Here is a 21,717-nt window from a genome sequence, read left to right as displayed (position 1 = left end):
CATCACGCTCCCCAGGGGTCGGGGCCGTCGGTGAGGGGGATCAGCGTGTACCGAAGTGGAAGGGCAGCGCGAGCGAAGCCGCGACCAGCAGGATGCCGAGGGCGAAGAACAGCGCGGGCGCGGCGAGCGAGAACGACAGGCCGGTCAGCAGCATGCCGCCGACGAACAGGATGAGCGAGACGATGAACATGGGGATCCCTTCGGTCGCTTCAGGTTATCGTGCCGCATCGGTGGGCCGGTCCTCGGCCCGAGCCGTCTCGCGCAGGGCGGCGTGCGTCCACAGGGTGCTCCCGGCCACGGCGGCGGGCATCACGGCCACGGCCCCGAGCGGCACGAGGAAGCACAGCTGCGTCGCGACCCCGAACCCCAGCGCTCGGGCGCGATTGCCGCGCAGGACCGCGCGCCTCGCGCGACGATCCAGCCCGCGGGCGGAGAGGGAGCGCGAGGTGAGCTCGTCGGCCAGCAGCCATCCCGTGAGGACGAGCCCCACGAGGAAGCCCAGGATGCCGCCGACGAAGGGGATCAGCCCCACGAGCCACGCCGCGACCGCCGCCATTGCTCCGCGGGCGATGAGGCGGACGGCGTCTCCTGCCGCGCGCCAGAAGCCGTAATCGGCGTCGGGGACCCGACCGGTCGCGGTGCGCTCGGTCGCCCGCCAGATGCGGTCGTAGAACGGTTCCCCGACGGTGAGGGTGACCGCGGTGAACGACACGATCGCCAGGAAGGCCACCGCGCCGAACGAGGCCACGCCGATCGCCGTGCGTACGACGGTGGCCCAGAGGGGCGTCCAATCGTCGGCGAAGGGAGTCCAGTCGTCGACCACGTTCGTCAGCAACACCGCCCACCCGACGAGTGCCGCCGTGAAGACCAGACCCACAACCAAGCCGGGGATGAGGCCGAGGGCCATCGCGCCCGGGGAGCGACGCCACTGCCCGAGGCCGCGGAGCAGCATGCGGGCGCCCTGGACAAACTCGTGCATTCGGGAATTCTCGCAGAGCGCCGCCCAGCCGCGTCGGGGGTCGCTGACAAGATGTGCGCATGCGCATCCGCACCACGTCGACGCAGCGCACCTACCGGTACGTGCGGGTGACGATCCTCGCCGCGACCCTGCTCCTCATCGTCGCGGTGGCCGTGCAGTCGGTCACCGGGGGAGTGCCGGCGTCACTGAGCGCGGCGTACTACACGCCGGCAGGGCCGATATTCGTCTCGGCGCTGTTCGTGGTCGCAGCCGCGTTCCTCGCCCTGTCCGGCCGCAGCATCGAGCAAGGGCTGCTCGATGTCGCTGCGGTGCTGGCGCTCGCGGTGGCGGTGGTGCCCACCACCGTCGAGAGCGAGGTCTGCGGTCCGGCCGGGCGGTGCGTGCCGTCCGCGGTGGTCCCGACGGTGGTGAACAACGGGATCGCGGTGGCATCCGTCGTGTACGTCGGTGTGCTCGCGGCGCTCGTGCTCGCGCGGGTGCAGGGCACTCTGTCGCGCGGAGTCCTTCTGACCGCCGGCTCCGTCGGGGTGGTCGCGACGGGCTTCCTCCTGTGGGCTCTCGTCGCTCCCGATGCCTTCCTCGCTCTCGCGCACAACGCGGCGGCGGTGGCGTTCTTCCTGCTCATCGGGGCCGTCGCGGCGCTCGCCGCGTGGCGACCGCAGCGCGCGCCGCAGCGATTCCGCCCCGCCTACGCCGCGGTGGCCGTCGGCATCCTGTTCGCCCTGGCCGGGCTCGGGGCGACGCTGGTCGCCGCTGCGCTGGGAGCGGATACGACCGTCCCGGTGCCGTGGGTGTTCCTCGGTGAGGCGGTGGCGCTCGTGCTGTTCGCGGTGTTCTGGGTGCTGCAGACCGTGGAGCTGTGGGACGAGCCGGATCCGCGTCTTCGCGCTGGGACCTGATCGCCGGGAATATCCTCGGAGCCTCACCGTTGAACTTGATACGCAGCCACTCAAGTCGCAAACTTGAGTCGACTCCACTCACGTATCACAGGAGACGGAATTGCCTGAAGATGTCACCCCCGGCGCCGGGGACAACGGCGCCCAGTCGTTCGACGAGTTCCTCGCGCGCTACCTCGCGGGAGAGCGGGCACGCGCCGAGCGTTCGATCGACCTCAGCAGGTTCCTGAGCGCCCGCACGCAGGAAGCCCTGCAGGAGGCCGGCCGTTACGCCCTGGGCCGCGGCCAGCGCGAGCTCGACGCGCTGCACGTCCTGCACGTGCTCGTCGGTAAGGCGCCCGCGCGTGACGCCGTCGCGCGCCTGGGCGCCGACCCCGCCGCGATCGCCCGCGCCGCCGAGAGCCGTCTGCCGGCCGCCGGTCCCGCCGCCGACGTCGACGGTGCCGTCGTGGCGGGATCGGTCCAGCGCGCGCTGTTCCACGCTTTCCAGGTCGCCCGTGCAGCGGGATCCACCTACGTCGACCCCGACCACCTGTTCTTCGCCCTCGTCCTCGCGCAGGACGCCCCCGCGGGGCAGATCCTGGCCCAGGCCGGTGTCACCGCCGAGGCCCTGACGCAGGGTGTGCGCGAGACCGTCGTCGGCGCCGAGCAGACCGCGGCGCAGGAGGAGGCGGCATCCCCCACCCCGAACCTCGATCGTTTCGGCACCGACCTGACCGCTCTCGCCCGCGAGGGGCGCCTCGACCCGGTCATCGGCCGCGCCGACGAGATCGAGCAGACCATCGAGATCCTCAGCCGCCGCACGAAGAACAATCCCGTGCTCATCGGCGAGGCGGGCGTCGGCAAGACCGCCGTCGTCGAGGGCCTGGCCCGCGCGATCGTCGACGGCAGCGTGCCCGAGCAGCTGCGCGAGACGCGCGTCGTCTCGATCGACCTGGCCGCGATGCTCTCCGGAGCCCGCTACCGCGGCGACTTCGAGGAGCGCCTCACCCAGACGATGGACGAGATCGCCGCACAGTCCGGAAAGCTCGTCGTCTTCATCGACGAAGTCCACACGATCGTCGGCGCCGGAGCCGGAGGCGAAGGGGCGATGGATGCCGGGAACATCCTGAAGCCGCGCCTGGCCCGCGGTGAGCTGCACCTCATCGGTGCCACGACGCTCAAGGAGTACCGCACGATCGAGAAGGACCCCGCCCTCGAGCGGCGCCTGCAGCCCGTGCGCGTCGGCGAGCCGTCGATCACGGACGCCGTCGAGATCCTGCGGGGTCTGCGTTCGGCCTACGAGGAGCACCACGCCGTGACCTACACCGACGACGCCCTGCGCGCCGCGGTGGAGCTCGGCGACCGGTACCTGCCGGACCGCGTCCTGCCCGACAAGGCGATCGACCTCATCGACCAGGCTGGCGCCCGCTTGCGACTGCGTCTGGGTGCCAAGGTCGACGTGTCCGCCCTCGTGGAGAGCCTGGCGACGCTCGAAGCCGACAAGAACGCGGCGGTCTCGGCCGAGCACTACGAGGAGGCCTCGCGCATCCGCGACGAGATCACGGCGGTGCAGGAGCAGCTGGCATCCGCGACGTCCGCCCCGCGCCCTGACGCGGTGGTCGACGAGCCCGAGATCGCCGCCGTGATCAGTCGAGCCACCGGCATCCCCGTGTCTCGGCTGACCGCTACCGAGCGCGGACGGCTGGCGCACCTCGAGGACGACCTGCACGCGCGGGTCATCGGACAGGATGCCGCGGTCACCGCGGTCGCGAAGGCCGTGCGCCGCAACCGCACCGGTCTCGGCGACGAGCACCGGCCGGTCGGGTCGTTCCTGTTCCTCGGCCCCACCGGTGTCGGCAAGACGGAGCTCGCCAAGGCCCTCGCGGGATCGCTGTTCGACGACGACGCCGCCGTGATCCGCTTCGACATGAGCGAGTTCGGCGAGCGGCACACCGTGTCGCGCCTCATCGGTGCCCCTCCGGGATACGTCGGCTACGACGAGGCCGGCCAGCTCACCGAGCGCGTGCGCCGGAACCCCTACTCGGTCGTGCTGTTCGACGAGATCGAGAAGGCTCACCCGGATGTCTTCACGCTGCTGCTGCAGGTGCTCGACGACGGGCGCCTGACCGACGGTCAGGGGCGTACGGTCGACTTCCGCAACGCCGTCATCGTGATGACGTCGAACCTCGGCAGCGAGTACCTGGCATCCCGTTCCGGAGCCATCGGGTTCACCACGACCGGCCGGGAGTTCGACGACGCCGACCTGCGCGACCGCGTCATGGGCAAGCTCCGCGAGGCGATGCGACCCGAGTTCCTCAACCGCATCGACGACATCGTGATGTTCCGCAAGCTCGAGAAGGAGCAGCTGCGCGACATCGTCCGGCTGCTGCTGGAGCGGACGTCCCGGCGCCTCGCCGCGCGGGAGGTCACGCTCGAGGTGACGGATGCCGCCATCGACCGCCTCGCAGAGGTCGGGTACGAGCCCGAGTACGGCGCGCGCCCGCTGCGCCGTGTCATCCAGCGCGAGATCGACGATCGCATCGCCGACCTGTTCGTCGCCGGGGAGTTGACCGACGGGGGAGCGGTGACGGTGGATGCCACGGCATCCGGGTTCGTCGTCCGCGCCGCGGCGACCGCGCTCGCCGCGTAACGCTCGTGAGGCCCTCGGAACCTTCGGGTTCCGGGGGCCTTTGTCATGTGGGGCGTGCCCTCGGCCGCGCACAACTCCTGCGAGGGCCGCTCCATCTGAAGCCGTTCGACGGGTCGGGCGCCGGGTCTGCAGGAGTTGTGATGGATGCCGTGTCTGTCTCGCCGCGATGTCGGTGGGGCACGGCAGAGTAGGGGCATGAGTCGTATCGGCACGATCTTCAGCCCCTACCCGCACCCGCCCGAGGAATTGCGCGAGGCCGCGCGGGTTGCAGAGGGCGAGGGGGTGCCCGAGCTGTGGCTGTGGGAGGACTGCTTCCGGTCGTCCGCGTGGGCGGCGGCGGCGGGTGCTCTCGCGGCGACCGACCACTTGCGCGTCGGCGTCGGCATCTCGCCCTTCCCGCTGCGCAACGTGGCTGCGTCGGCGATGGAGGTCGCCACGATCGAGCGGATGTTCCCGGGGCGGCTGCTCCCCGGCTTCGGGCACGGCGTGCAGGACTGGATGCGGCAGGTGGGGGCGAAGGCGGCTTCGCCGCTCACCCTGATGCGCGAGCAGGTGCCCGCGTTGCGCGCGCTTCTGGCGGGCGAGGCCGTGACCACCGAGGGGCGGTATGTGCGGCTGCGCGACGTGTCGCTCGACTGGCCCCCGGCGACCGCGCCGCGAGTGTACGCAGCCGCCGAAGGACCCCGCACGCTGCAGCTCGCGGGCGAGGTCGCCGACGGCGTCATTCTCGACAGCCGACACACCGTCAACGAGATCCGCGTCGCCGTCGACACCGTGCGCGCGGGCTGGGCCGAAGCCGCACGCGAGGGCCGCCCCGATGTCGTGGCCTACGTCCTCACCGCGTTCGGTCCGAGCGCCTCCGACCGGGTTGCCGCCGCGCTGAGCGACTACCCGGATGCGGCCGATCGCGCACTCGCGGGCTCCGTGGGAGAGGTCGGCGAGGGTGTCGCGCGCTTCCAGGCGGCCGGCGTCGACGACGTGGTGCTCCTACCCACCGACGACGTCGATCTCTCCGTGTTCTTCGCGGCGGTGGGCCAAGTCGCCGTCGCCCTGCCCGCTGCCGGAGGGGTGTCGTGAGCCGCGGAGTCGTCTCCATCGGTTTCGCCGGTTCGCTCGGTCCTGACGCCGTTGCCCGGATCGCCCCCTCCGTCGAAGCGGCGGGCTTCCATACGCTCTGGATCAACGACACGCCCGACGGCGATGCGCTCGCCGCGCTCGCGGCCGCGGCGCGCGTGACCACGACGCTGCGGCTGGCGACCGGTGTCGTTCCCGTCGACCGCCGTCCCCCTTCTCGGATCGCCGCCGAGGTGGCATCCCTCGCTCTCCCGCTCGACCGGCTGACCATCGGGATCGGTTCCGGCGTCGCGAAAGAGGGGGCGCTCGCGCGCGTGGGTGAGGCGATCGCGGTGCTGCACGACGCGGGCCTTCCGCGCGTCCTCGTCGGGGCGCTCGGGCCGAGAATGCGCCGGCTCGGAGCCGAGCGTGCCGAGGGCGTGCTGCTGAACTGGGTGCCGCCGGCCGAGGCGTCCGTGCAGGCTGAGGAGGCGCGGGCGCACAGCGCGACCAGCCACGTCGCGGTCTACGTGCGCACGGCGATCGTCGATGCGGCGCGTGAGCGGCTCGACGCCGAGACCGCGCGGTACGCGTCGTTCCCGAATTACGCGGCCAACTTCGCCCGGATGGGGGTGGATGCCGCCGACACGACGATCCGCGACGTCACCAAGCTCGGAGGTGCGCTTGAGGCGTACACGGCTGCCGTCGACGAGGTCGTCCTGCGGGCCATCGTCCCGGACGACAGCGTCTCGGCGTACCTCGATTTCGTGCGACGGACGGGCCCGACCCCGCTGTGACGTCGCTCTAGCGAGGGGCGTGGGCGCGGGTCGGGCGGTTCACGAACGGGTGCCGACGGGCTCCGACCGTCGGTTCAGAGTTTGCCCCCACGCGCAGCGAGCGGAGCCAGAACGGCGCGGACGAGTCTCCTGCCGCGCTCGGCGGTCATCCGCGCGTCGCCCTCGGCTCCCCGGGCGACGGCGATCCCGTCGAGCGCAGCGAGCACGAGCGCGGCGTCGTCGGCGGAGATGTCCGCGCGGGGATACGCCTCCGTGAGAAGCGTCCGCAGGCCTTCCTCGGTTCGAGCCCATTCGCGCTGGTGCAGGAGTCTCACTTCGGGGTCTGTCGCCGCGCGGGAGGCGAACGCCGCCCACACCACCGCGTCCCGGCGTCCTTCGTCGCCGAGGGCGGCGAGCTCGTCGCAGAAGACCCGCACACGCTCCTCGGCCGTCGCCGCGCCGGTCAGCGCGGCGCGGAGCCGCGTGCGGAAGTGCATCGTCACGGTGTGCATGGCGGCGGTGATGAGGCTCGCACGCGTCGGGAAGTGGTGCTGAACGGCGCCGACGGACACTCCGGCGGCGGTGGCGATCTTGCGCACCGTCAGTGCGTCCGCGCCCCCGTTCACCAGCACCTCGAGCACGGCTTCGGCGATGGCCTCGCGCCCGCCGTGCGGGCCGGCCGGTGCTGCGGATGAGCGGGAGGTCACGGCCTTAGGCTACGGTCTTCGCATGACCAATACGAATGTATTGCCCGCAGATGCCGCTTCAACGCGGCTCGCGACGCTCGATGTCGTGCGGGGCGTGGCGATCATCGGGACCCTCGCCACCAACATCTGGGTGTTCTCGCACCCGTGGGGGCTCCTCGGGATGCTCACCGATCCGGTGCTGCCGGGAGAATCGCCGGCCGCTGCGACGACGCAGCTCGTTCTCATGTCGCTCGCGCAGGGGAAGTTCCTCGCCCTGCTGTCGCTCACTTTCGGTGTCGGCTTGGTGATCCAGCATCGAGCGGCGCAGCGCCGCGCCCGCCCGTGGCCCGGACGGTATCTGTGGCGCGCTGCCCTGCTCTTCCTCGACGGCGTGATCAACTACATCCTCATCGCCGAGTTCGATGTCCTCATGGGTTACGCCGTGACGGCCGCGGTGGTGTCGGTCCTCCTCCTCACGAGTTCCCGCGCGCAGCGAGCGATGATCGTGGTTTTCGCCGTCATCCACGTCACGGTCATGACGGCGGTCGTCGTCCTGCTGGTCGCCGTGCCCGGCGCGAACGCGCCGTCCGCCCTCCCGAGCGGTCCGAGCCCGTACGCGACCGAGTCCTTCCTCGGGCTGGCGGTCTTCCGCCTGCAGAACCTCGAGATCTTCCGCGCCGAGCCCGTGCTGATCGCCGTTCTGTCTCTGGCCATGTTCCTCGCGGGAGCGGCGCTCTGGCGCGCCGGGGTGTTCACCGCGCAGGGGAGCCGGCTGCGGGCACGGTTGATGATCGCGGGGGCGGTGGCCGCACCCATCGACCTCGTCCTCGCACTGATGGACTCTTCTGCCGCCGTGCTGGTGGAACGGTACGTCGTCGCACCCGTGGTCGCACTCGGCATCCTGGGGCTCGTCAGTCACCTGTGCCTGCAATGGGGAACCGGCGGGTGGGTCGCTCGACGTGCGAGTGAGATCGGTCGGGTCGCGCTGAGCGCCTACATCCTGCAGAACCTGCTGGGCGGAGCTCTGTTCTACGGGTGGGGGCTCGGGCTCGCCACCTCCGCCGCGGCGTGGCGCGTGCCGGTCACGGTCGGCGCGTTCATCGCGATCACGATCGTCGTCGCCGTGCTCGCGCACGTGTGGCTGAGGAAGTTCGCCCGCGGGCCGGTCGAGTGGCTGTGGCACGTGGCCGCGGGCGTCGGCTCCCGAGATCGGCGTGACACCGCCCCCGCGACGCCCGGCCCCGCGGGGCAGATGGCAGACTGACCGGATGCCACGCCGCCGAGGTCGCCCCATCCGTTCGCTCGCCCGCGGCGTCCTGGCGCTGCTGCTGGTCGCCGCCGGGGTCAGCCATCTGACGTGGGGTCGTCGCGGGTACCGCATCGTCGTCCCGGACTGGGCGACGCGTGTGCTGCGGACCGACAAGGACGCCATCGTCGTGGCATCCGGTGCCGTCGAAGTGGTGCTGGGGGTCGGGCTCGTCGCGTTCCCGCGGGAGCGCCGTCGGATCGGCGCCGCCATCACGGCGTTCTTCATCGCCGTCTTCCCCGGGAACGTGCACCAGTGGCGCACCGGCCGATCCGCGCCGGGGCTGAGCACAGACCGCGCGCGCTTGGTCCGGCTCTTTTTGCAGGCGCCGCTCGTGGCGTGGGCATGGTGGTCCACGCGCGAGTGACTGGCGAGGGCCGCGACCGGCGCCTTCGGCTCCTCGATGTCAGGCGGCGTCGGCGAGCTCGAGGATGCCGCGCTCGAACGCCGCGCGGGCCAGCACCTTGTAGCCGTGGTCGGGGAAGAAGACCGTGAGGCGATCGCTCTCGACGGCCATGACCGTTCCGGTGCCCCACTCGTGATGCTCGACGACGGCGTCGATCCGGATGCCTTCGCCCGCGGCGGTCGTGACGGCCGCGTCGGCGGTCACGGGTTCCGCCGCCGACGCGTCGCATCGATCGCAGCTGCCGCAATGTTCGGGCGCATCGACGCCGAAGTACTCCAGCAGCGCGCGACGTCGGCAGCGGACGGTTTCGGAGTAGCCGCGCATGATCTCGATGCGTGAGGCACGAATCCTTTCCTCGGCCTCGTCGCGCTCGCGCACCGCGGCCACCGCGTCTCCCGCCGACGCCTTCGATGCGGGTGAAACGCCGTCGGGGCCCGACACAGCGAGTCCGCACGTGACGAGCTGGGTCAGCACGCGCCCGATCGCTCGGGTCGATCGGCCGCTCGTTGCGGCGATGTCCTTGGCCCGCAGCGGGCCGTCGCCGCGCTGGAGCGCGTCCCACACTCCCGCGATGTCGGCCCGTTTGCTGCGTCCGCCCGCGAAGAACGAGCGGAGCGAGAAGTCTTCCGCACGGTAGTGCAGCACCGCCTGCGCGGGCTGCCCGTCGCGAGCGGCTCGGCCGATCTCCTGCGCGTACGCGTCGAGCGACTCGGTGACGTCGGCGTGCACCACCCGCCGGACGTCGGCTTTGTCGACTCCCATGCCGAACGCCGAGGTCGCCACGACGACATCGAGCTCGCCCGCGCTCCACGCGGCGTGCACCGCGTCGCGCTTCTTCTGCGCCATGCCCCCGTGGTACGCCGCGGCGCGACGGCCGCGCTCACCGAGTTCGGCGGCGTAGGCGTCGGTCTCTTTGCGTGTGGCGACGTACAGCAGCGTCGGGCCGTCGGCATCCGAGACGTCGTCGAGGACCGCGCGCTGCTTGTCCGCATCGTGCTCGTGTCGGCGGACGGCCAGGTGGATCTCGGGGCGGTCCATGCCGCGTACCTCGAGGTGGGGATCGCGCATGCCCAGGCTCGCGACGATCTCGTCGCGGACGGGGCCGGATGCGGTCGCCGTCAGGGCCAGGACCGGCGGGCGTCCGAGAGCGTTGACGGCGTCGCCGATCCGCGCGTACTCGGGACGGAAGTCGAAGCCCCAGGCCGACACGCAGTGGGCTTCGTCCACGACCACCAGTCGTACGTCGGCCGCGGAGAGCCGATCGAGGATCTCGGGGTTGGCCAACTGCTCGGGCGCGAGAAACGCGTACACCGGCTCGCCACCCTCGATCGCGGCCCACGCGGCGGTGCGGCCGCGCGCGCCGGTCCGGGAGTTCAGCGCGACGGCCGCGGGCGCATCGGGCGCCGCGTCGATCGACGCGATCTGGTCTCGCTGCAGGGCCAGCAGGGGCGAGATCACCACCGTGACCCCACCCAGCTCGCACCCGGCGATCTGGTACACCGCGGACTTCCCCGCTCCCGTCGGGAACACCACGAGCGTGTCGCGCCCGGACACGATCGCGTCGATGGCCTCGGCCTGGCCGGGGAGCAACGCGTCCCATCCGAAGGCCTCGCGGGCGGTGCGGGCGGACTGTTCGGCGGTGGCGGGAGCGTTCACGGGACCTCATTCCGGGGAGAGGCATCCAGCACACTTCACGTGCGCCGCGCGCATTCGGGGGTTGCGAACAGCGGCGGCGTGTGATCAACGGCGACCGAGACGCTGCGCACCCGCGCGCGACATCGACCCGCCCTGCCTCGTTCGGGATCGTGCCGGCGGGCCGTGGCATCCCGAGCGGGGGAGCGCAAGCCGACGGGCGATGTCGGAGGGGGATGCCAGGATGCCGACATGCTGTTCGGTGATGTCCAGGTCGCGCTCGAGACAGTGGCTGCCACGCGCTCGCGCCTCGCCAAGGTCGACGCGCTCGCCGACGTCCTCGCTCGTCTGGCCCCCGACGAGATCGTGCCGGCGGTGGGGTTCCTCGCGGCGGCGCCGCGCCAGGGACGGCTCGGTGTCGGCTGGCGAACCCTGGCGGCGAGGGCCGCGGATCACGCCGCGGTCGCGACTCTCACGGTCGCCGAGGTGGACGCCGCCTTCGAGCGACTGTCGACGATCTCCGGGAGCGGGTCGACGGCGGTGCGGGAGGCGGTGCTGGACGAGCTGGCCGCCCGCGCCACCGCCGCCGAGTGGCATCTGCTCGTGCGCATCGTGACGGGCGAGCTGCGTACCGGCGCGCTCGAGGGGGTGCTTCTCGACGCCATCGCGCGGGCCGGGGATCGCGAAGGAACCCTCGTCCGCCGTGCCGCGATGCTGTCGGGCGACCTCCGGGAGACGGCCGCGATCGCGCTGACCGGCTCGGTCGACGATCTCGCCTCGGTCGGTCTCGTGGTGGGCCGCGGCGTGCAGCCCATGCTCGCATCGACCGCCACCTCGGTCGGCGAGGGGCTGACCATCGCGGGGCGCGCCTCCGTGGAGTACAAGCTCGACGGGGCGCGTGTGCAGGTGCACCGTCACGGTGACGACGTACGGGTGTTCACTCGCACGCTCGCCGACGTGACGCACCGCGTGCCCGAGATCGTCGAGGTGGCCCGCGCGCTGCCGGTCACCGACGCGATCCTCGACGGTGAGACGCTGTCGCTCGACGAGGACGGTGCGCCACGGCCGTTCCAAGAGACCATGGCCCGCTTCGGCGCCGAGACGGCGCGCGAGATCGCGCTGCACCCGTGGTTCTTCGATGTGCTCCACGTCGACGGGCGCGACCTCATCGACGAGCCCCTGTCCGTTCGCCGGGCCGAACTCGAGCGGATCGCTCCCGCCCTGCGCATCCCCTCGATCGTGACCGGTGACTCCGCCGAGGCGGACGAGTTCTCGCGGGCGGCGCTGCGCGCCGGTCACGAGGGAGTCATGGTCAAGGGCATCGATTCCCTCTACACGGCGGGCCGCCGCGGCAAGAGCTGGCTCAAGGTCAAGCCGGTCCACACGTTCGACCTCGTCGTGCTGGCCGTCGAACGCGGTTCGGGTCGCCGATCCGAGTGGCTGTCGAACCTCCATCTCGGGGCACGCGATGCTCGGGGGGCCTTCGGTGAGGCGGACCGGTTCGTGATGGTGGGCAAGACGTTCAAGGGCCTGACCGATGACCTCCTCCGGTGGCAGACGGCGCACTTCGCCGAGCGCGAGACGGGGGCCGTGGCCGGCGGCATCCGCGTCGTGCCCGACACCGTCGTCGAGATCGCCATCGATGGTGTTCAACGATCGTCGCGGTATCCCGGCGGCGTTGCGCTGCGCTTCGCTCGCGTCAAGGCCTATCGGCCCGACAAGTCGGCGGCCGAGGCTGACACCATCGACACCCTGCGCGCGCTGCTCCCCGGCGCGGGCGCGCACCCCGAGGAAGGATGACCCGATGAGTCGTGCGCCCTGGTTGGACGGAGAACTCGAGTACCGCAGCTTCGGAACTCCCGGGGCGCCGCGTGCGGTGGTCGTGCTCCGTACCGGCGACATCTCGACCATCGATCCGGACGTCCGTGTCACGTCGGGCTTCGACGTTCGTATCGTCGCGATCGGGTTGGACGCTCCCGAGCTGGAGAACCCCCCGGCCTTCGGCGGTCAGACACCCGCGGGTCTCACGGTCGGGGCGCTGGAAGACCTCCTGGCGCGCGAGGCCCCGGGCACGCGTGTCGGGCTGGTCGGCGAGAGGTCGGCGGGGCCCATCGCGATTCATCTGGCGGCGGCCATGGGCGGCACGGTCGACCGTCTCGCGATTGTCGGCGTCGAAAGCCCATCCGACCCGTTGAGTCGCGATCTGCACACCCCCCTGCTCGACGAGGTCACCGCTGACACGCTGATCGTCGTCGGCGGCGAGGGGCCAGCGACCGTGCGCGACGCGGAGTGGTACGCCGGACGCATCGCTCGCGCCCGTGTCGACGTCATCGATGCCGAAGAACTGGACACCATCAACGGGCAGGTGACGCTGACTGCCGTATGGGGCAGCGTGCTCGCCCACGTCGCTCCGGGCGCCGAGCGCCGCTGAGCCCCCGCACACCGGTTAAGCGCTCATGGCGCCGCCGCGTCACCCCGCGCGGGCAACGGCGCGCACCTGGACGATGTGCGAGTTCTCGTCGACCTCGACCTGGTCGGTCTGGGCCTTCAGGAAGTCGGAGAAGCTACGGAACCCGAGCGATTTCTCGCTGAACGAGGGATCCAATCGCTTCATCAGGTCTTTCACGGCCGAGGCGTGCAGCCATTCCCCGTCGGCGCGTTCTCCCTCGAGCTGCATCGCGCGTTCGAGCAGGTTCACCGACGGGTCCTGCGAGCGCTTGCGGGCGCGGGGCCGCGAGGGCGCGGCATCCTTCTTCGTGTCGGCGAGCTTCGGGATGCCGGGGAGCGCATCGTAGTTGTCGAAACGGTCGCACGCCGAGGCAAGCGACTTCGCCGTCGAGCCGGCGACGCCGACGCCGACGACATAGCGGCCGAGCCGTTTGCAGCGCTGCGCGAGCGGCACGTAGTCGCTGTCACCCGCGACGATGACCACGTGCGAGAGGTCGGGGAGGCGGAACATGTCCTCGACGGCATCCACCGCGAGCCGGATGTCCGCACCGTTCTTGGCGTAGGCCGCCGCCGGGAACAGTTGCACGAGATCGACCGCTCGAGCCACCAGCTGCGATCGGTATTCCGCGTTGACGGGGGCCGACCAGTCCGCGTAGGCGCGGGTGAGCACGAGCGTGCCGAAGGACGCCGCGTAGTCGATGATCGCGCCCACGTCGATCGTCGCCTTCGTCAGCCGCTCCGTGATCTCGGGCTCGATGGGGTTCTCGGCGATCTTCTGCCGATCCCGTGAATAGGCGTTGCGGCCGTGGACCCGGTCGTACCAGGACATGACGATGTTGTCGAAGTCGAGGTAGACGGCGACGCGAGCGCTTTGGGAATCCGGCATGCCCCCAGTCTCCCCCGGAGACGGGTTCGGCGGATACCCCGCTCAGTGCTCCGAGGGGTAGACCACGCCGATCTGCCGGCGCACCTCGTCCAAGACGCCCATGATGGCGACGGTGTCGTCGATCGAGAGGATGTCGCTCGACGTGGCGCCGGCTGCCACGAGGCGTTCCGCGGCGAGGGCCTGGTACTGCATCCCGCGTCCCTCGACCGCGCCGTCGAACTCCTCGCGCACCGACCCGTCGGGAGTCACGACGCGGAACGTCGTGGGGGTGTACCAGACCCGGTCGATCTCGAGGCGGGCTTCGGTGCCGACGATCTGCGCCACGTTGGCGCCCGCCCCGCGCGACGACGAAACCGTCGTCGACAGCGCGCCGCCGGGGTGGACGAACACCGTCGCGACCTCGGCGTCGCTGCCGGCGTCCGACAGTCGTGCGAACGCGGTGATGCGTTCGGGGACCCCGAGCACATCGACGGCGAACGAGATCGGGTAGATGCCCAGGTCCAGCAGGGCGCCACCGCCGAGCTCGAGGGCGTTCAAGCGGTGCCCGGGGTCGGTGGAGATCTTCTGCGTGTGATCGGCCGAGACGACCCGGATCTCGCCGAGCGTCCCCTTCGACAGGATCTCGCGGATCCGCACCATGTGGGGGAGGTAGCGCGTCCACATCGCCTCCATCGCCAGCAGGCCCTTCAGGGCGGCGCGGTCACGGATGACGGCGGCCTCGTCGGCGTTGAGCGTGAAGGGCTTCTCGACCAGCACGTGCTTGCCGTGATCGAGGGCGAGCAGCGCGTTCTCGACGTGTCCCGGGTGAGGGGTCGCGATGTAGACGATGTCGACCTCGGGATCGGACACGAGCTCTTCGTACGACCCGTGGGCGTGCGGGATGTCGTACTGCTCGGCGAACGCGCGGGCGCTCTCGATGGAGCGGGAGCCGACGGCGGTGACGTCGAGGCCCGCGGTGCGGAGGTCGGAGGTGAAGGCGTGCGCGATGCCGCCGGTGGCGAGGATGCCCCAGTGCAGTCCGGTCATGGGTCCACCGTATCGGCGTGGGGGCGGTGTCGGCCCTCCGGCGGACGCTCCGCGAAGCACGGATGCCGTCCGCGTAGGCTCGCGTCATGACGCCCGTCGAGCGCTTCCGTGAGCTGCTGGCCATTCCGACCGTGTCTCACATCGACACGTCCCGCACCGACATGGCACGGTTCGAGGAGTTCCATGCCGCGCTGTCGCGGCTGTATCCCCTCGTGCACACGCATCTCGAGCGCGACGTCGTCGCTGGCCATTCGCTGCTCTACCGGTGGAAGGGCGCGTCACCGACGGATCCGCTCGTGCTCCTGGCCCACCAGGACGTGGTCGACACCGAGGGGCAGGTCTGGACGCGCGACCCGTTCGCCGCCGTCGTCGAGGGTGAGGGTGCCCAGGCGACGCTCTACGCCCGCGGCGCGATCGATGACAAGGGCGCTCTCGTGGCCATCCTGGAGGCCGTCGAGCAGGCGCTCGCCGAGGGCGTCGTCCCGTCCACGGACGTGTGGCTGGCGTTCGGGCACGACGAGGAGACCCTCGGAACGGGCGCGCGGGCGATGGCGCGCGTTCTCGCAGAGCGGGGGGTGCGTCCCGCCCTCGTTCTGGACGAGGGCGGCGCCGTCGTCGAAGGCGCACTGCCGGGGGTCGCGGCACCCACCGCCATGGTCGGCGTCGCCGAGCGGGGAACCGCGACGTTCGACCTGATCGCCCGCGAGGCCGGCGGTCACGCGTCCACCCCGCCGCGGTTCCCCGCGACGGCGCGCCTCGCGCGGGCGATCGACCGCCTCCGGCGGCGCCCGTTCCCGCGTCGACTCGCGGCACCGGTGCGGGCGATGCTGGCGTCGGCCGCCCCCCACGCCGCCGAGCCACTGCGAACGGTGTTTCGGCGCGCCAAGGTCACGGCCCCTGCGCTCACGGCGGCCTTCGCGGCCCTCGGGCCCGAGACGAACGCCCTCGTCCGGACGACCGCGGTCGTCACGCGTCTCGAAGGCTCCGCCGGCGACAACGTCCTGGCCACGACGGCGCGTGCCACGGTCAACGTGCGCCTGCTCACCGGTGACACCGTCTCGGATGCCGCGATCCACCTGCGCCGCGCGGTGGCGGATCCGCTGATCGACATCGAGCTGCGTCACGGGGGCGATCCTTCGCCGGTGTCGCCGTGGCAGGGACAGGCGTGGCGACGCCTGGCGACCGCGGTCGCGGAGACGCTCGGAGACGATGTGGTGACCCTGCCGTACCTGCAGCTCGGCGCGAGCGACAGCCGGTTCTACACCGATCTCACTCCCCACGTCTACCGCTTCACCCCGTTCCACCTCACGCGGGAAGAGCGTGACGCGCTGCACGCTCCCGATGAGCGGATCCGCGTCGAGGTGTGGCTGCGGGGCATCCGCTTCTACCGCGAGCTGCTGGCATCCTGAGCCCCCGTCCTTCCCGCGGGACGTCATCGCGCTGACGGGACATGCCCAGTGCGCGCCGCGGTTGTCGGCCCGATGGAGCCTCGGGGGAGAGGGGCTGCGCAGCGGCGCCCGGGGGAGGCGGCGCGGGGAGGGGCGGGTCGGCTATCCTCGTGTGACCGGTCACGTGCGGCCGGCGACGCAAAGAGGCGAGAGCGATGAGCGAGACCGACATCCCGGATGCCGTGGGCAAAGCGCCCAGCATCCGCGACGTGGCCCGCCTGGCCGGTGTGTCCTACCAGACGGTCTCGCGCGTGATCAACAACAGCCCGCAGCTGCGACCGGAGACGGCGGCGCGGGTGCGTGACGCCATCGCCGAGCTGAAGTTCGTGCCGAATCAGGCCGCTCGGGCCCTCGCCACCAGCCGCACGCGACTCATCGGCGTCCTGGGGCCGCGCACGACGACCCACGGGGTCTCGGCGATGGTGCAGGCGGTGGAATCGGCGGCCCGCTCTGCGGGGTACCGGCTGACCCTCACGAACCTCGGCACGAGCGCCCCCGACGACGTGCGAGCCTCGATCGACCACCTCATGCAGCAGTCCATCGAGGGGCTGATCGCGGTCGCCCCCCAGACGCGCGTCGTGCCCATCCTCGACGAGATGAAACTGCCGGTTCCGGTCCGCATCGTCTCGTCCACGGGACCGGCCGCATCGGCCGCGGTCGTCAACGACCAGGTCGCGGGGGCACGCGCCGCCGTCCGCCACCTCGTCGAGCTCGGGCACTCCCGCATCCTGCACATCGCGGGTCCGCGCGACTGGATCGAGGCCGATCATCGGATGCGCGGCTATCTGGCGGAGATGGATGCGCAGGACCTCACGCCACGCCCACCGGTGCTCGGCGACTGGACCGCGCAGTTCGGCTTCGAGGCGGGTGTGGAACTGCTGCGCACGGAGGATGCGACCGCCGTCTTTGCCGGCAACGACCACATGGCCCTGGGCTTCATGCACGCGGTACGCGCGATCGGGCGGTCGGTGCCGGAGGACGTGTCGGTCGTGGGATTCGACGACGTCCCCGAAGCGGCGCACCTCTGGCCGCCGCTGACCACGGTGCGCCAGGACTTCGCCGGAATCGGGCGGCGGGCGGTGTGGGATCTGCTCGCTGACCTGGGCGTATCGCACGACGGCGAGACGATGCCGGAGCCGGACCATCTCCGCCTGATCGTGCGCTCGTCGACCGCGCCGCCCCGCCGCTGATCACGTCACGGTTTGGCAACGGCTGGTCGCCGAACGCAGCGGGACTTGACAGCGGCGGCGAGGTGCGAGGTACCATCACACACACAATGTGAACGGTCACATCACCGCCACACCACGCCGACGGGACTCGCTGCGGAGCGACTCCGTCGAGACGAAGACGTTTCGAACGATGCGTTTCCCGCTTCGCCCGATCGGCCTCGTTTCGCCCCGCCGGATGCGTGTGGGCGTGCCGTCCGCGCTGCAGCGGCGCACTCCACGCGGAGAAGCCGTGTCATCGAACCCAACGAAGGGAACCAGAGTGAAGAAGCACAGCATGCTCAAGGCGGTCGCGGGAGCGGGCGTCCTCGCGCTCGGCATCGGTCTCGCGGGCTGCGCGGGCGACCGCACCGGCGGCGGCAGCGGAGACGAGGGTGAGGCCGGCGGCATCATCGGCGTCGCCATGCCGACGCAGCAGTCGGAGCGGTGGATCGCCGACGGCAACAACGTCAAGTCGCAGCTCGAGGAGCTCGGCTACCAGGTCGACCTGCAGTACGCCAACGACGACATCCCCACCCAGGTCTCGCAGATCGAGAACATGATCACGTCGGGCGCCAAGGCCCTGATCATCGCCTCCATCGACGGCACCACCCTCACCGACGTGCTCCAGCAGGCCGCCGACGCCGAGATCCCCGTGATCGCGTACGACCGCCTCATCAACGGCACCGAGAACGTCGACTACTACACGACGTTCGACAACTTCCAGGTCGGCGTGCAGCAGGCCACGTCGCTGCTCACGGGCCTCGGCATCCTCGACGCCGACGGCAACGAGACCGGTGCGACCGGCCCGTTCAACGTCGAGCTGTTCGCCGGTAGCCCCGACGACAACAACGCGACGTTCTTCTGGAACGGCGCCATGGAGACCCTCAAGCCCTACATGGACTCGGGTGTCATCACCGTTCCGTCGGGTCAGACGGAGTTCGGTCAGGCCGCCATCCTCCGCTGGCTGCCCGAGACGGCGCAGGAGCGCATGGAGAACATCCTCACCGTCATCGGCGACACCAAGCTCGACGGCGTGCTCTCGCCCTACGACGGCCTGTCGATCGGCATCATCTCGGCCCTGACCTCGGGCGGCTACGCGGCCAACGCGCTGCCGGTCATCACCGGTCAGGATGCCGAGGTCGGCTCGATCAAGTCGATCATCGCGGGCGAGCAGTACTCGACGATCTTCAAGGACACGCGCGAGCTGGCGAAGCAGGCCGTGACCATGGTCGACGACATCCGCAAGGGTGAAGAGGTCGAGGTCAACGACACCGAGACGTACGACAACGGCGAGAAGGTCGTCCCCTCGTACCTCCTCGAGTCGACGATCGTCACGAAGGACAACTACGAGCAGGTCCTCGTCGACAGCGGCTACTACAGCGCCGACGACCTGAAGTGATCCCCGCGGGAGGGCCCCGGCCCTCCCGCACCGCCTCCGCCGCGACCGCACGCCGGTCGCGGCGGAGGCCCCTGTTCCCTCATCCCCACCGGCGGAAAGCCGGTCCTGCAAGGAGGACCTCGTGAGCACCATCCTCGAGATGCGCTCGATCACCAAGGAGTTCCCCGGCGTCATCGCGCTCGCCGACGTGTCGCTGACCGTCGAGCGCGGAACGGTTCACGCCATCTGCGGCGAGAACGGTGCCGGCAAGTCGACCCTCATGAAGGTGCTCAGCGGTGTGTATCCCGCGGGCGACTACCGCGGTGAGATCGTCTTCGACGGCAACACCGTCGAGTTCAAGGACATCCGCGACAGCGAAGCGGCCGGCATCGTCATCATCCACCAGGAGCTGGCCCTCAGCCCCTATCTGTCCATCGCCGAGAACATCTTCCTCGGCAACGAGATCACCCACCGCGGCCTGATCGACTGGGATGCCACCAACCGCGAGGCATCCAAGCTCCTCGCCCGTGTCGGCCTCGGCGACAGCCCCGACGTGCCGGTGAACGAGATCGGCGTCGGCAAGCAGCAGCTCGTCGAGATCGCCAAGGCCTTGTCGAAGGACGTCAAGCTCCTCATCCTCGACGAGCCCACCGCCGCTTTGAACGACGACGACTCCGAGCACCTGCTCGACCTGATCCGCCACCTGAAGGGCCAGGGGATCACGTCGATCATCATCAGTCACAAGCTCAACGAGATCCGCGCGATCGCCGATGAGGTCACGATCATCCGTGACGGGCGCACGATCGAGACGCTCGACGTGGCCACCGGCGGCACGAGCGAGGACCGGATCATCCGCGGGATGGTCGGGCGCGAGCTGGAGAACCGCTACCCCGACCGCGATGTCGAGATCGGCGAGGAGGTGCTGCGCATCGAGGACTGGACGGTGCACCACCCCACCGACGGAAGCCGCGTCGTCATCCACGAGGCGAACCTCAACGTGCGCGCCGGCGAGGTCGTGGGCATCGCCGGTCTCATGGGGGCGGGACGCACGGAACTGGCCATGAGCGTGTTCGGCAAGAGCTTCGGTTCGCGCATCTCCGGAAACGTCTACATCCGCGGCCAGAAGGCCGACACCTCGTCGGTTCCCGCGGCGATCCGCAGCGGTCTCGCGTACGTCACCGAGGACCGCAAGGGTGCCGGGCTCAACCTCATCGACACCATCAAGCGCAACATCTCGCTCGCCGGGATGCGCAAGCTCGCCAAGGGCGGGTGGGTCGACGGTGACGAGGAGTATCTCGTCGCCAACCGGTATCGCAAATCGATGAACATCAAGGCGCCGACGGTCGACGTCGTGGTCGGCAAGCTCTCGGGCGGCAACCAGCAGAAGGTCGTGCTGTCGCAGTGGCTGTACTCCGACCCCGAGGTGCTGATCCTCGACGAGCCCACGCGGGGCATCGACGTCGGTGCCAAGTACGAGATCTACACGATCATCAATTCCCTCGCGGCGCAGGGCAAGGGGGTGCTCGTGATCTCGTCGGAGCTTCCCGAGCTGCTCGGCATTTGCGACCGCATCTACACCCTCAGCGAAGGCCACATCACCGGCCAGCTGCCCATCGAGCAGGCCACACCCGAGGCCCTCATGGTGCTCATGACGAAGGAGAAGGAAGCCGACCATGTCAGCGCTTAACAACACGGCGACCCAAGCGGGTCCGGGCGGGACTCCGCGCGGTCCGGTCGGCGGCGCCGCCAACGGGGGAGTGGGCATCGTCCAGTTCTTCACGTCGCGCCTGCGCGAGATCGGCATCTTCATCGCGCTGATCGTCATCGTGCTGCTGTTCCAGGCCCTCACCGGCGGGCGTCTGCTCACCGCCGGCAACGTCTCGAACATCATCGTCCAGAACAGTTACATCCTGATCCTCGCGATCGGCATGGTGATGATCATCATCGCCGGACACATCGACCTGTCGGTCGGTTCGGTGGCGGCCTTCGTCGGCGCCGTCTCCGGTGTGCTGATCGTGCAGTGGGGCATGCCCTGGTGGCTCGGCATCCTGCTCTCCCTCGTGCTGGGCGCGGTGGTCGGCATGTGGCAGGGGTTCTGGGTGGCATACGTCGGCATTCCGGCGTTCATCGTGACGCTCGCGGGCATGCTGCTGTTCCGTGGTCTCACCCAGATGACCCTCGGCAACACCCAGATCACGCCGTTCCCGACCGAGTACCGTCAGCTCGGCGGTGGGTACCTCTTCCCCGACCTGTTCCCGGCCTCGAGCTCGCCGGCGGAGTGGATCACCGTCGCCCTCGGCGCTCTGACCCTCGTGCTGTTCGTCGTCTCGCAGGTGCGTCAGCGCGCCAAGCGTGCCGCGCTCGAGCTGCAGAACGAGCCGCGCGTGTGGTTCCTCTTCAAGATCATCGGCGGCGGTGCCCTCATCGCGTACCTCACGTACCTTCTGGGTGTCGCGCCCGGTTCGCGCGGAACGCCGATCGTTCTCGTGGTCCTCGCGATCCTCATCATCGGCTACTCGACGGTCATGAGCCGCAGCGTCTTCGGCCGCCACATCTACGCGATCGGTGGCAACCGCACCGCCGCGAAGCTGTCGGGCATCAACACCCGCCGCGTCGACTTCCTGCTGTTCGTGAACATGGGTGTGCTGGCGGCCCTCGCCGGCATCGTGTTCACGGGCCGTCTGAACTCGGCCGGTCCCGGCGCCGGAAACCTGTTCGAGCTGGATGCCATCGCCGCCTCGTTCATCGGTGGCGCCGCCGTCCAGGGTGGTGTCGGCCGCGTGGTCGGTGCGATCGCCGGTGGTCTCGTGATGGGTGTGCTCAACAACGGCATGTCGCTCATGGGTATCTCCACGGACGTGCAGCAGTTCATCAAGGGTCTCGTGCTCCTGCTCGCCGTCGCTTTCGACGTGTGGAACAAGAACCGCAGCCGCGGCTGATCCCGTCTCTCTGCGGAT

General features: G+C 70.4%; 19 protein-coding genes. 13 read left to right on the top strand and 6 right to left on the bottom strand.

What is annotated here, in order from left to right; all coding sequences use genetic code 11:
* Positions 1 to 40: 40 nt before the first annotated feature.
* On the bottom strand, positions 41 to 190 hold the full coding sequence (locus tag P5G46_RS03945) for a hypothetical protein (protein WP_166671746.1): 150 nt from the start codon (positions 188 to 190) through the stop codon (positions 41 to 43).
* 24 nt (positions 191 to 214) lie between these two features.
* On the bottom strand, positions 215 to 979 hold the full coding sequence (locus tag P5G46_RS03940) for an EI24 domain-containing protein (RefSeq protein WP_408905021.1): 765 nt from the start codon (positions 977 to 979) through the stop codon (positions 215 to 217).
* Between the two features lie 59 nt (positions 980 to 1,038).
* Here P5G46_RS03940 and P5G46_RS03935 point away from each other — a divergent pair, with 59 nt between their 5' ends.
* The 4 genes from P5G46_RS03935 to P5G46_RS03920 all read left to right on the top strand — a co-directional run bounded on the left by P5G46_RS03935 (position 1,039) and on the right by P5G46_RS03920 (position 6,357).
* Positions 1,039 to 1,878, top strand: a complete 840-nt coding sequence (locus P5G46_RS03935) for a hypothetical protein (protein ID WP_408905020.1) — start codon at positions 1,039 to 1,041, stop codon at positions 1,876 to 1,878.
* Positions 1,879 to 1,978: 100 nt separating this feature from the next.
* Positions 1,979 to 4,507: an ATP-dependent Clp protease ATP-binding subunit gene (locus tag P5G46_RS03930; protein WP_408905019.1), complete on the top strand. Its 2,529-nt coding sequence runs from the start codon at positions 1,979 to 1,981 to the stop codon at positions 4,505 to 4,507.
* A 195-nt stretch (positions 4,508 to 4,702) separates the two neighbouring features.
* Positions 4,703 to 5,584 carry an LLM class flavin-dependent oxidoreductase gene (locus P5G46_RS03925; protein ID WP_408905018.1) on the top strand — a complete coding sequence of 294 codons (882 nt, stop codon included), beginning with the start codon at positions 4,703 to 4,705 and terminating at the stop codon, positions 5,582 to 5,584.
* Positions 5,581 to 6,357 (top strand): LLM class flavin-dependent oxidoreductase, encoded by a 777-nt coding sequence (locus P5G46_RS03920; protein WP_408905017.1) that lies wholly within the window; start codon positions 5,581 to 5,583, stop codon positions 6,355 to 6,357. Before P5G46_RS03925 ends, P5G46_RS03920 begins: the two co-directional genes overlap by 4 nt.
* Before the next feature lie 74 nt (positions 6,358 to 6,431).
* On the opposite strand, the gene P5G46_RS03915 is transcribed toward P5G46_RS03920, so the two are convergent.
* A complete protein-coding gene (locus tag P5G46_RS03915; protein ID WP_239277074.1) occupies positions 6,432 to 7,043 on the bottom strand; it encodes a TetR/AcrR family transcriptional regulator in 612 nt (203 codons plus the stop codon).
* A gap of 22 nt (positions 7,044 to 7,065) precedes the next feature.
* Between P5G46_RS03915 and P5G46_RS03910 the strand changes: the two genes are divergently transcribed.
* Both P5G46_RS03910 and P5G46_RS03905 read left to right on the top strand, forming a co-directional pair.
* A complete protein-coding gene (locus P5G46_RS03910) occupies positions 7,066 to 8,286 on the top strand; it encodes a DUF418 domain-containing protein (protein WP_408905016.1) in 1,221 nt (406 codons plus the stop codon).
* 4 nt (positions 8,287 to 8,290) lie between these two features.
* Entirely contained in the window at positions 8,291 to 8,695 is a 405-nt protein-coding gene (locus tag P5G46_RS03905) for a DoxX family protein (protein WP_408905015.1), read from the top strand.
* Positions 8,696 to 8,734: 39 nt separating this feature from the next.
* Here P5G46_RS03905 and P5G46_RS03900 read toward each other — a convergent pair whose 3' ends face one another.
* Positions 8,735 to 10,390, bottom strand: coding sequence for a RecQ family ATP-dependent DNA helicase (locus P5G46_RS03900; protein WP_408905014.1), 1,656 nt, complete (start codon positions 10,388 to 10,390; stop codon positions 8,735 to 8,737).
* Positions 10,391 to 10,618: 228 nt separating this feature from the next.
* Between P5G46_RS03900 and P5G46_RS03895 the strand changes: the two genes are divergently transcribed.
* Both P5G46_RS03895 and P5G46_RS03890 read left to right on the top strand, forming a co-directional pair.
* A complete protein-coding gene (locus P5G46_RS03895) occupies positions 10,619 to 12,166 on the top strand; it encodes an ATP-dependent DNA ligase (RefSeq protein ID WP_408905279.1) in 1,548 nt (515 codons plus the stop codon).
* 4 nt (positions 12,167 to 12,170) lie between these two features.
* Complete coding sequence (locus P5G46_RS03890; protein WP_408905013.1) at positions 12,171 to 12,797, top strand: hypothetical protein; 627 nt, start codon at positions 12,171 to 12,173, stop codon at positions 12,795 to 12,797.
* Between the two features lie 39 nt (positions 12,798 to 12,836).
* Here the strand turns inward: P5G46_RS03890 and P5G46_RS03885 are convergent, their stop codons facing one another.
* Complete coding sequence (locus P5G46_RS03885; protein WP_408905012.1) at positions 12,837 to 13,700, bottom strand: NYN domain-containing protein; 864 nt, start codon at positions 13,698 to 13,700, stop codon at positions 12,837 to 12,839.
* Positions 13,701 to 13,742: 42 nt separating this feature from the next.
* Positions 13,743 to 14,726 (bottom strand): Gfo/Idh/MocA family protein, encoded by a 984-nt coding sequence (locus P5G46_RS03880; RefSeq protein ID WP_408905011.1) that lies wholly within the window; start codon positions 14,724 to 14,726, stop codon positions 13,743 to 13,745.
* An 86-nt stretch (positions 14,727 to 14,812) separates the two neighbouring features.
* Here P5G46_RS03880 and P5G46_RS03875 point away from each other — a divergent pair, with 86 nt between their 5' ends.
* From P5G46_RS03875 to mmsB, 5 genes are all read left to right on the top strand, one after another.
* On the top strand, positions 14,813 to 16,135 hold the full coding sequence (locus P5G46_RS03875; RefSeq protein ID WP_239277067.1) for a M20/M25/M40 family metallo-hydrolase: 1,323 nt from the start codon (positions 14,813 to 14,815) through the stop codon (positions 16,133 to 16,135).
* Between the two features lie 194 nt (positions 16,136 to 16,329).
* Entirely contained in the window at positions 16,330 to 17,364 is a 1,035-nt protein-coding gene (locus P5G46_RS03870; protein WP_239278700.1) for a LacI family DNA-binding transcriptional regulator, read from the top strand.
* 313 nt (positions 17,365 to 17,677) lie between these two features.
* Entirely contained in the window at positions 17,678 to 18,781 is a 1,104-nt protein-coding gene (chvE, locus tag P5G46_RS03865) for a multiple monosaccharide ABC transporter substrate-binding protein (protein WP_239278782.1), read from the top strand.
* A gap of 139 nt (positions 18,782 to 18,920) precedes the next feature.
* The gene (gene mmsA, locus P5G46_RS03860) at positions 18,921 to 20,447 is read left to right on the top strand and encodes a multiple monosaccharide ABC transporter ATP-binding protein (protein ID WP_239278793.1); all 1,527 of its coding nucleotides are present in this window, start codon (positions 18,921 to 18,923) and stop codon (positions 20,445 to 20,447) included.
* Positions 20,434 to 21,699, top strand: a complete 1,266-nt coding sequence (gene mmsB / locus P5G46_RS03855; protein WP_239278717.1) for a multiple monosaccharide ABC transporter permease — start codon at positions 20,434 to 20,436, stop codon at positions 21,697 to 21,699. The genes mmsA and mmsB overlap by 14 nt, the downstream gene beginning before the upstream one ends.
* The last annotated feature ends 18 nt before the right edge of the window (positions 21,700 to 21,717 follow it).

It is taken from the genome of Microbacterium mcarthurae (assembly GCF_046064585.1).
GTDB classification, from domain to species: Bacteria; Actinomycetota; Actinomycetes; order Actinomycetales; family Microbacteriaceae; genus Microbacterium; species Microbacterium mcarthurae.
The sequence above is the reverse complement of the archived record's forward strand: the minus strand, read 5'-3'. Positions and strand labels throughout refer to the sequence as shown.

What these genes read in the sequence shown, in the direction of transcription:
- P5G46_RS03925 (WP_408905018.1), top strand. Translation starts at nt 4,703, where the DNA reads ATGAGTCGTATCGGCACGATCTTCAGCCCCTACCCGCACCCGCCCGAG.
- P5G46_RS03940 (WP_408905021.1), bottom strand. Translation starts at nt 979, where the DNA reads ATGCACGAGTTTGTCCAGGGCGCCCGCATGCTGCTCCGCGGCCTCGGG.
- P5G46_RS03895 (WP_408905279.1), top strand. Translation starts at nt 10,619, where the DNA reads ATGCTGTTCGGTGATGTCCAGGTCGCGCTCGAGACAGTGGCTGCCACG.
- P5G46_RS03945 (WP_166671746.1), bottom strand. Translation starts at nt 190, where the DNA reads ATGTTCATCGTCTCGCTCATCCTGTTCGTCGGCGGCATGCTGCTGACC.
- P5G46_RS03910 (WP_408905016.1), top strand. Translation starts at nt 7,066, where the DNA reads ATGACCAATACGAATGTATTGCCCGCAGATGCCGCTTCAACGCGGCTC.
- P5G46_RS03890 (WP_408905013.1), top strand. Translation starts at nt 12,171, where the DNA reads ATGAGTCGTGCGCCCTGGTTGGACGGAGAACTCGAGTACCGCAGCTTC.
- P5G46_RS03885 (WP_408905012.1), bottom strand. Translation starts at nt 13,700, where the DNA reads ATGCCGGATTCCCAAAGCGCTCGCGTCGCCGTCTACCTCGACTTCGAC.
- mmsB (WP_239278717.1), top strand. Translation starts at nt 20,434, where the DNA reads ATGTCAGCGCTTAACAACACGGCGACCCAAGCGGGTCCGGGCGGGACT.
- mmsA (WP_239278793.1), top strand. Translation starts at nt 18,921, where the DNA reads ATGCGCTCGATCACCAAGGAGTTCCCCGGCGTCATCGCGCTCGCCGAC.
- P5G46_RS03870 (WP_239278700.1), top strand. Translation starts at nt 16,330, where the DNA reads ATGAGCGAGACCGACATCCCGGATGCCGTGGGCAAAGCGCCCAGCATC.
- P5G46_RS03880 (WP_408905011.1), bottom strand. Translation starts at nt 14,726, where the DNA reads ATGACCGGACTGCACTGGGGCATCCTCGCCACCGGCGGCATCGCGCAC.
- P5G46_RS03875 (WP_239277067.1), top strand. Translation starts at nt 14,813, where the DNA reads ATGACGCCCGTCGAGCGCTTCCGTGAGCTGCTGGCCATTCCGACCGTG.
- chvE (WP_239278782.1), top strand. Translation starts at nt 17,678, where the DNA reads ATGCTCAAGGCGGTCGCGGGAGCGGGCGTCCTCGCGCTCGGCATCGGT.
- P5G46_RS03905 (WP_408905015.1), top strand. Translation starts at nt 8,291, where the DNA reads ATGCCACGCCGCCGAGGTCGCCCCATCCGTTCGCTCGCCCGCGGCGTC.
- P5G46_RS03935 (WP_408905020.1), top strand. Translation starts at nt 1,039, where the DNA reads ATGCGCATCCGCACCACGTCGACGCAGCGCACCTACCGGTACGTGCGG.